At 64.2% G+C, this 8,411-nt stretch carries 8 protein-coding genes; 5 read left to right on the top strand and 3 right to left on the bottom strand.

The genetic code is table 11. The annotated features are described in order from the left end of the window. From AC2FMD_RS14070 to panB, 3 genes are all read right to left on the bottom strand, one after another. The coding region (locus AC2FMD_RS14070) for an FGGY family carbohydrate kinase (RefSeq protein ID WP_496795131.1) at positions 1–424 on the bottom strand (424 nt) is incomplete at its 3' end. 71 nt (positions 425–495) lie between these two features. Further along, positions 496–1,347, bottom strand: coding sequence for a pantoate--beta-alanine ligase (gene panC, locus AC2FMD_RS14065; RefSeq protein ID WP_496742513.1), 852 nt, complete (start codon positions 1,345–1,347; stop codon positions 496–498). Beyond that, positions 1,344–2,183, bottom strand: coding sequence for a 3-methyl-2-oxobutanoate hydroxymethyltransferase (gene panB / locus AC2FMD_RS14060; RefSeq protein WP_496742514.1), 840 nt, complete (start codon positions 2,181–2,183; stop codon positions 1,344–1,346). Before panB ends, panC begins: the two co-directional genes overlap by 4 nt. A 172-nt stretch (positions 2,184–2,355) precedes the next feature. On the opposite strand from panB, the gene AC2FMD_RS14055 reads away from it, so the two are divergent. The 5 genes from AC2FMD_RS14055 (at position 2,356) to AC2FMD_RS14035 (ending at position 8,382) form a co-directional block, all read left to right on the top strand. Further along, entirely contained in the window at positions 2,356–3,843 is a 1,488-nt protein-coding gene (locus tag AC2FMD_RS14055) for an ABC transporter substrate-binding protein (protein ID WP_496742515.1), read from the top strand. Between the two features lie 61 nt (positions 3,844–3,904). Then, positions 3,905–4,987 carry a ligand-gated ion channel gene (locus tag AC2FMD_RS14050; RefSeq protein WP_496795130.1) on the top strand — a complete coding sequence of 361 codons (1,083 nt, stop codon included), beginning with the start codon at positions 3,905–3,907 and terminating at the stop codon, positions 4,985–4,987. 40 nt (positions 4,988–5,027) lie between these two features. Then, a complete protein-coding gene (locus tag AC2FMD_RS14045) occupies positions 5,028–5,975 on the top strand; it encodes an ABC transporter permease (RefSeq protein WP_496742521.1) in 948 nt (315 codons plus the stop codon). Further along, positions 5,972–6,787, top strand: a complete 816-nt coding sequence (locus AC2FMD_RS14040; RefSeq protein ID WP_496680027.1) for an ABC transporter permease — start codon at positions 5,972–5,974, stop codon at positions 6,785–6,787. Before AC2FMD_RS14045 ends, AC2FMD_RS14040 begins: the two co-directional genes overlap by 4 nt. Beyond that, positions 6,784–8,382 carry an ABC transporter ATP-binding protein gene (locus tag AC2FMD_RS14035; RefSeq protein ID WP_496742517.1) on the top strand — a complete coding sequence of 533 codons (1,599 nt, stop codon included), beginning with the start codon at positions 6,784–6,786 and terminating at the stop codon, positions 8,380–8,382. Before AC2FMD_RS14040 ends, AC2FMD_RS14035 begins: the two co-directional genes overlap by 4 nt. Positions 8,383–8,411: the final 29 nt, after the last annotated feature.

The following is an 8,411-nucleotide window of genomic DNA, read 5'->3' as shown; positions in this document are numbered from 1 at the left end:
CCCACTTGACCTTGGTGCCCGAGAAATACGGGTCGAGCAGCAGGCCGGTTTGGGAGGTCACGTCATCCTCGCAGCCCGCGTCGCGGAACCGCCGGCAGATCTCGGCGGTGCGGCGGTCCTGCCAGACGATGGCGTTGTGGATGGCCTTGCCGGTCGTCTTGTCCCAGACCACGGTGGTTTCGCGCTGGTTGGTGATGCCGATCCCGGCGATCTGGTCGGCCGAGGCACCGACCTCGTCCATCACCTGCCGGCAGACGTTCAGGACGCTGTCCCAGATTTCCTCGGGGTCGTGCTCGACCCAGCCTTCCTGCGGGAAATACTGGGTGAATTCCTGCTGTGCGGTGCCCACGCGCTGCATCTGCGCGTCGAACAGGATCGCGCGCGAGGACGTGGTGCCCTGATCGATTGCCAGAATATAGGTCATGCCCGTGCTCCCCCTGTCGTCATTTTCAGAGGACATTAGGCGATTGGTCAGGGCCGTTCCAGACCCCAGTTTCAGGCCACCGGCACGTCGATATTGTCGATCAGGCGCACGCCCTCCAGCCAAGCGGTGGCGAACAGGCGCGCGGGGCGGGTGGCGGCGGTCAGCGGCGTAAGCGTTTCGGCGCAGCGCAGGTCGATATACTCCACTTCGGAAAAGCCTGCCGCCAGCAGCGCGTCGCGGGCCGGCCCCACCAGATCCGCGAACGCGGCGCCCTGCGCCAGTTGCCCGGCCATGTCCTGCATCACCGCATGCATCCGCGCCCCGGTCACCAGCCCCTGGTCCGACAGACGCAGGTTGCGTGAGGACATCGCCAGCCCCGAGGGCTCGCGCACGGTGGGGCAACCGATCACTTCGATCGGGATGTCCAGATCGCGGGCCATGCGGCGCACGACCATCAACTGCTGATAGTCCTTTTCGCCGAAATAGGCTCGGTCCGCCTGCGTCTGCAGGAACAGTTTCGCCACGACGGTCGCCACGCCGTCGAAATGTCCGGGGCGGAATTCGCCCTCCATCACGTCGGTGAGGCCGGCGACGGACACAGTGGTGGCGAATCCGTCGGGATAGATCTGGTCTGGGTCGGGGACATAGATCGCGTCGACCCCCAGCGGCGCCAGCTTGGCCGCGTCGTCCTGCTCGGTGCGGGGGTACTTGGCCAGATCCTCGGGATTGTTGAACTGTTTGGGGTTGACGAAGATCGTCACGATCACCCGGTCGCAATCGGCCCGCGCCGCCTGAGCCAGCGACAGGTGCCCCTGATGCAGCGCGCCCATGGTGGGCACCACGCCGATGGTCTGGCCTGCCCGGTGCCAGGCCTGGGTGATGGCGCGCAGGTCCGGCAGGGTGCGCAGGATGGGCGCGGTCATGCCTTGCCCCCCTTGGCGGGAGCCTGATCGGCAAACACATGCTCGGCTGCGGGGAAGGTGCGGGCGCGCACCTCGGCGGCGTATTCTGCAATGGCGGCCTCGGCCAGCGGGCCCAGATCGGCATAGCGTTTGACGAATTTCGGCTTGAATGCGGTGAAGAAGCCCAGCATGTCATCGACCACCAGGATCTGACCGTCACAGCCCGCCGAGGCGCCGATGCCAATGGTGGGAATGGGCACCTCGGCGGTGATCCGGTCGGCAAGACCCTGCGGAACCTTCTCGAGCACGACGGAAAACGCCCCGGCCTCGGCCACGGCGCGGGCGTCGGCCAGCACCGCCTCGGCCTGTTCGTCGCGGCCCTGCACCTTGTAACCGCCCAGCGTGTTGATCGATTGCGGCGTCAGCCCGATATGCGCCATCACCGGGATGCCGCGCTTGACCAGAAAGCGGATCGTTTCGGCCATCTCGACCCCGCCTTCCAGCTTGACCGCGCCCGCCCCGGTTTCGGCCATCAACCGGGCCGCGTTGCGGAAGGCCTGCGCGGGACCTTCCTCGTAGCTGGCAAAAGGCATGTCGATGACCATCATCGCCTTCTCCAGCCCGCGGGCGACGGCCTGGCCGTGCAGGATCATCATCTCCATCGTCACGCCAAGGGTCGAGGTCAGCCCATGCAGCACCATGCCGACGCTGTCGCCCACCAGGACGAAATCGCAATGGGCATCCATCAGCCGTGCCATCGGTGTCGTGTAAGCGGTCAGGCTGACCAGTGGCTCGCCGCCCTTTCTTGCTCGGATATCCTCGGCGTTCGGGGCTTTCTTGCGGGCTGTCGCGCTCATCTTGGGTCCTGTGGACAAGTCATGTTGCAGCGCGGCATAGCAGAGAGCGTCTCCGTTTTCAAAGACCGGTTGCGCCAACAATTCCTTGATTGACCTGAGGTTTGGGGGAACAGTGATTGCAGGCGGCCGCGAAATGCCGGGCTGCGACGTAAGCATAGGGGAGGGAATTTTCATGACGAAATCAAGGTATCGCGCCTTTGCGTCCGCCTTGGCGGTGGGCGCCAGCCTGTTTGCGACCCAGGGCTGGGCGCAGTCGGACATCACCATCGCCATGCAGCTGGAGCCGCCGCATCTGGACCCGACCAGCGCCGCCGCGCAGGCCATCGACTCGGTGGTCTATGCGAACGTGTTCCAGGGTCTGACCCGCTTCATGGGGGATGGCTCGATCGTGCCGTCGCTGGCCGAAAGCTGGGACATCTCCGAGGATGGCAAGACCTACACCTTCAAGCTGCACAATGGCGTGACCTTTCACGATGGCACCACGATGGATGCCGAGGACGTGAAGTTCAGCCTCGACCGCGCCACCGCCGAGGACAGCGCCAATGCGCAGAAGGCCCTGTTCGCCGGGATCGAGTCCGTCGAGGCCGTGGACCCGCTGACCGTCAAGATCACCCTGACGGAACCGAACGGCAATTTCCTGTTCAACCTGGCGTGGGGCGACGCGGTGATCGTGGCGCCGGAAAGCATCGAGAACATCAAGACCAACCCGGTCGGCACCGGCCCCTACACCTTTGCCGAATGGGTGCAGGGCGATCGCGTCGTCTTGCAGCGCAACCCCGATTACTGGGGCGAGCAGCCGGCGCTGGAAAAGGCGACCTTCAAGTTCATCTCGGACCCGACCGCCGCCTTTGCCGCCGTGATGGCCGAGGACGTGGACGTGTTCACCGGCTTCCCGGCCCCCGAGAACCTGCCGCAATTCGAGGCCGATCCGCGGTTCCAGGTGCTGGTCGGCTCGACCGAGGGCGAAACGATCCTGTCCACCAACAACAAGCGGCCGCCGTTCGACGATGTCCGCGTGCGCAAGGCGCTGGCCCATGCCATCGACCGGCAGGCCATCATCGACGGCGCGATGTTCGGCTACGGCACCCCGATCGGCACCCATTTCGCGCCGCACCACCCGGCCTATGTCGACCTGACCGGCAACTCGGCTTATGACCCAGAACAGTCCAAGGCCCTGCTGGCCGAGGCAGGGTTCCCGGACGGGTTCGAGACCACCCTGCACCTGCCGCCGCCTTCCTATGCACGGCGCGGGGGCGAGATCATCGCCGCGCAGCTGGCCGAAGTCGGCATCAAGGCCGAGATCATCAACGTCGAATGGGCGCAGTGGCTGGAAAGCGCGTTTAAGGGCAAGGATTACGGCCTGACCATCGTCAGCCATACCGAGCCGATGGATATCGGCATCTATGCCCGGCCGGACTACTATTTCCAGTATGACAATCCCGAGTTCCAGAAGCTGATGGAAACGCTCAACGCCACGACCGACGAGGCCAAGCGGACCGAGTTGCTGCAGCAGGCGCAGCGGATCATCGCCGAGGATTACGTGAACGGTTACCTGTTCCAGCTGGCGGCGCTGAGCGTGGCCAAGGCCGGCGTCAAGGGCCTGTGGGTCAATGCGCCGACGGCGGCGACCGACCTTGCCGCGATTTCCTGGTCCGAGTGACCGCAAAGGCAGGAGGCCCGGGTGCCCGGGCCTCCGCATTCACCCCAAGGTGCTGGTCCGCATGTATTTTTTGCGCCTTTCGCGTCTTCTGATCTTCAACTTCGCCCTGCTGCTCGCCGGGCTGTTCCATTCGCCCGGTCCGGCCAGCGCTCAGGATCTGTTGTCCGAAGGCTTTGCCACGAAGGTGGAAATCCCCGACGAACCCTTGCAGGTCGGCATCGGCATCCATATCGACCAGATCACCGGCGTCGACCAGAAAGCCGAAAACTATGGCGCCGTGGTGGTCATTCGTGGCGAATGGAAAGATCCGGCACTGGCCTTCGATCCGGAAGAAAGAGGGCGAGAGGTTCTGGTGGTCGATCCAAAGAAGCTTGCCGATTACGCGACCTCCATCGGAACGGTCATTCCCGTCTTCATCATCCAGAACCAGCAGTCCAACCGCTGGATCCACGAATCCGTGGCCGCGGTCTATAGCGACGGCCGAGTCATCTATGTCGAGAAATCGTCCCTGACGTTGCAGGCACCCCATTTCAACTTTCTGAAATACCCGTTCGACACCCAGGAGTTCCACTTCAAGGTGGAATCGATCCTGCCGTCTGAATTCGTGTCCTTCGTGCCGCTACGCGAATTTTCGGGGCTGGGGGATCAGCTGGGAGAGGAAGAGTGGATCCTTGGCAACGACAGGATGGAGAAAAACCACGTCATCGGCGTGTCGGGGCGGATCAGCGACCAGTTGGATCTGGTTTTCGAAGGCAAACGGCACCTGACCTATTACATCATTCGGGTCTTCCTGCCGATGCTGGTTCTGATCACCGTCAGCTGGGCTTTGTTTTTTCTGGATGAATACCGCAAGCGGATCGAGATGTCCGGGGCCAACCTGCTGGTTTTCATCGCCTTCAACTGGGCGATTTCGGCCGACCTGCCCAAACTGGGGTATCTCACCTTCGTCGACTTCATCCTGCAGTGGATGTTTTTGGTCACGGGCGCGATCATTGTCTTCAACGTGGTGCTGCGAAAGATCAAGATTTCGGGGCGCGACGACCTCGCCCGCAAACTCGACAATTACGTTATCAAGTGGATCTATCCGCTGGGCTATGCCGCGATCGTGGGCTGGGCGGTTTATGCCTATCTGCTAGCATCTTAGGCGCTGGACCCAGGGCAAAACCGCGCCTAACGTGGCCCTGATGCTTCGCTATGCGCTCAAACGCCTGATTTCGCTGGTTCTCAGCCTTGCGGTCGCCTCGGTGGTCATCTTCGCGGTGATCGAGGTGGCACCCGGCGATCCGGCATCCTTCATGCTGGGGGTGAACGCGCAGCCCGACACGCTGGCGGCCTTGCGCGCCGAGCTTGGCCTGGATGTGCCCAAGATCGAGCGCTATTTCACCTGGGTCGGCGGGATGCTGACCGGCGATTTCGGCACCTCCTACACCTACCGCACACCGGTTTCGACCATGATCGCGGACCGGATGTGGGTGTCTCTGCCGCTGGCGCTCTATGCGCTCACGCTGTCGACGGCCATCGCCTTTCCGGCAGGCATCTACGCGGCCTCGCGGCGCGGCCGGCCCGGGGACATCGCGGTGATGGGCGCCACCCAGCTGGGCATCGCGGTGCCGAATTTCTGGTTCGCGATGATGCTGGTGCTGATCTTTGCGATCAATCTGCGCCTGTTTAACGCGGGCGGCTTTGCCGGGTGGGAAAACGGCATCTGGACCGGCCTGCATTCGCTGACCCTGCCGGCCATCGCGCTGGCACTGCCGCAGGCGGCGATCCTGGCGCGGGTGATGCGCTCGGCCCTGCTGGACATACTGGGCGAGGATTTCATGCGCACTGCCCGCGCCAAGGGCCTCAGCCGCCGTCAGGCGCTGTGGCGGCACGGGGTGCGCAACGCGCTGATCCCGGTGCTGACGATCATCGGGCTGCAGTTTTCCTTCCTGCTGGCCGGGGCGATCATCATCGAACAGGTTTTCTACCTGCCCGGTCTCGGGCGGCTGGTGTTTCAGGCGATCTCGTCGCGCGACCTGATCGTGGTCGAGTCGGTGGTCATGCTGCTTGTCTTCGCGGTCATCACCGTCAATTTCCTGGTCGATCTGGCCTATGCCGCCGTCGATCCCCGGCTGAGGAGCCGCACATGAGCCGCAACCTGATCCTCGGCGCATGCCTGTCGTCTCTGGTGGTTCTCGCAGCGCTCGTGTCCTTTGTCTGGACGCCCTATGACCACGCCGCACTGAACATTCCTGACAAGCTGCAACAACCCAACGCGCAGCACTGGTTCGGCACCGATCATTTCGGGCGCGATCTGTTCTCGATGATCATGGTGGGCGCGCGCACCTCTATCGCGGTGGCGCTGGTGGCGGTGGGCATCGGCATGGCGCTGGGCGTGCCGCTGGGCCTGACGGCGGCGGCGCGCAAGGGGTCTTGGCTGGACGAGCTGATCATGCGCGGCAACGATCTGGTCTTTGCCTTTCCCTCGCTGGTCATCGCCATCCTGATCACCGCCGTCTTCGGCGCGGGCGCGATCAACGCGATCATCGCGATCGGCATCTTCAACATCCCCGTCTTTGCCCGCATCACCCGCGGTGCGGCCCTGTCCCTGTGGGAGCGCGAGTTTATCCTGGCGGCCCGTGTCGCGGGCAAGGGCGCGGCGCGGATCTCGGCCGAGCACATCCTGCCCAACGTCGCCAACCTGTTGATCGTGCAGGGCACCATCCAGTTCTCTCTGGGTATTCTGGCCGAGGCGGGTCTGTCCTATGTCGGTCTGGGCGCGCAGCCTCCCACGCCCAGCTGGGGCCGGATGCTGGCCGACGCGCAGACAATGGTCAGTTTTGCCCCGCATTTGGCTCTGATTCCGGGGCTGGCGATCATCGTCACGGTGCTGGGGCTGAACCTGATGGGTGACGGGCTGCGCGACTGGCTCGACCCCCGCATCCGGGTGGCGCGCGCATGAGCTTGCTGGAAATCCATAACCTGTCGCTGTCGATCCACGCCGTTGGCATCCTCAAGGACGTAAGCCTGTCCGTCGATCCCGGACAGATAGTGGCCGTCACCGGCGAGAGCGGCTCGGGCAAGTCTATGACGGCGCTGGCGGTGATGCAGCTTTTGCCCAACGGGGCGCGGACATCGGGGGCGCTGCAACTTGACGGGCAGGACCTGCTGGGCCTGCCCGAGGCCGAGATGTGCGCCCTGCGCGGGGCGGCGATCGGCATGGTGTTCCAGGAGCCGATGACGGCGCTCAACCCGGTCCAGACCATCGGGGCGCAGGTGATGGAGACCATCCTGATCCACAAGGCGATGCCGCCCGATCAGGCCGAGGCCCGTGCTCGCGAGGTTTTGACCCGCGTCGGCCTGCCGCCCGAGAGGTTCCCGCTGGACCGCTACCCGCATGAACTGTCGGGCGGGCAGCGGCAGCGGGTGGTGATCGCCATGGCCATCGCGCTGCGCCCCCGGCTGCTGATCGCGGACGAGCCGACGACGGCGCTGGACGTGACCACGCAGGCGCAGATCCTCGATCTGCTCAAGGGTCTGGTCACGGAATACGGCATGGGCCTGTTGATGATCACCCATGATCTGGCGGTGGTGGCGGACATGGCCGACCGGATCGTGGTGATGCGCAACGGCGAAGTGGTCGAGGCCGGGCCTACGGGTCAGCTGCTGACCAACATGCAGCATCCCTACACGCGGATGCTGTTCGAGGCCTCGAACCACCAAGTCGAACTGCCCGCCCCGGCGGCCCCGGCGCCTCTGCTTTCGGTCTCGGAGGTGGTGCGCGACTATCGCCTGCCGCGTGCGCGGCTGTTCGAAAAGCCCGGCCATCATCGCGCCGTGGACAATGTGAGTTTCACGCTGAATAGGGGCGAACGCCTTGGGCTTGTGGGCGAGTCCGGTTGCGGAAAATCGACTCTAACACGGGCCATTTTAGGGCTCGAGGAGGTGCAGGGCGGGCAAATTCTGCTGGACGGCCAGCCGGTGTTCACCGGGCACAAACCCAACCTGGCCGTGCGCCGCAAGATGCAGGTGGTGTTCCAGGACCCGTTCGGCAGCTTCAACCCCCGGCACCGGGTTGCCCGCCTGATCACCGAACCTTTTCACCTGCTGGAAACCCCGCCCACCGGGTCGGAACGGCAGGATCGCATCGCCGAGATGCTGACCGCCGTGGGCCTGTCGCCCGACGATGCGTGGAAATACATCCACGAATTTTCGGGCGGGCAGCGCCAGCGCATCGCCATCGCCCGCGCGCTGATTATCCGGCCCGAGCTGATCTTGTTCGACGAGGCCGTCTCGGCGCTGGATGTCTCGGTCCGGGCACGGATCCTCGACCTGCTGGCCGAGCTGTGTGCGACCTATGACCTGACCTACCTGTTCATCAGCCATGACCTGAGCGTGGTGCGCACCATTACCGACCGGGTGATGGTGATGCAGTCGGGTCGGATCGTCGAGCAGGGTGAGACCGAGCGCGTGTTCTCGGACCCGCAGCACCCCTATACGCAAACCCTGATCCAAGCCGTGCCGAAATTGCCCGATCTCGGGCAAGGCGCAGCATGAAACCTCTTTGTTAGAGCCTGTTTTGGAGG

The sequence above is a fragment of the Ruegeria sp. BHSC276 genome, from assembly GCF_059612945.1.
The sequence above is the reverse complement of the archived record's forward strand: the minus strand, read 5'-3'. Positions and strand labels throughout refer to the sequence as shown.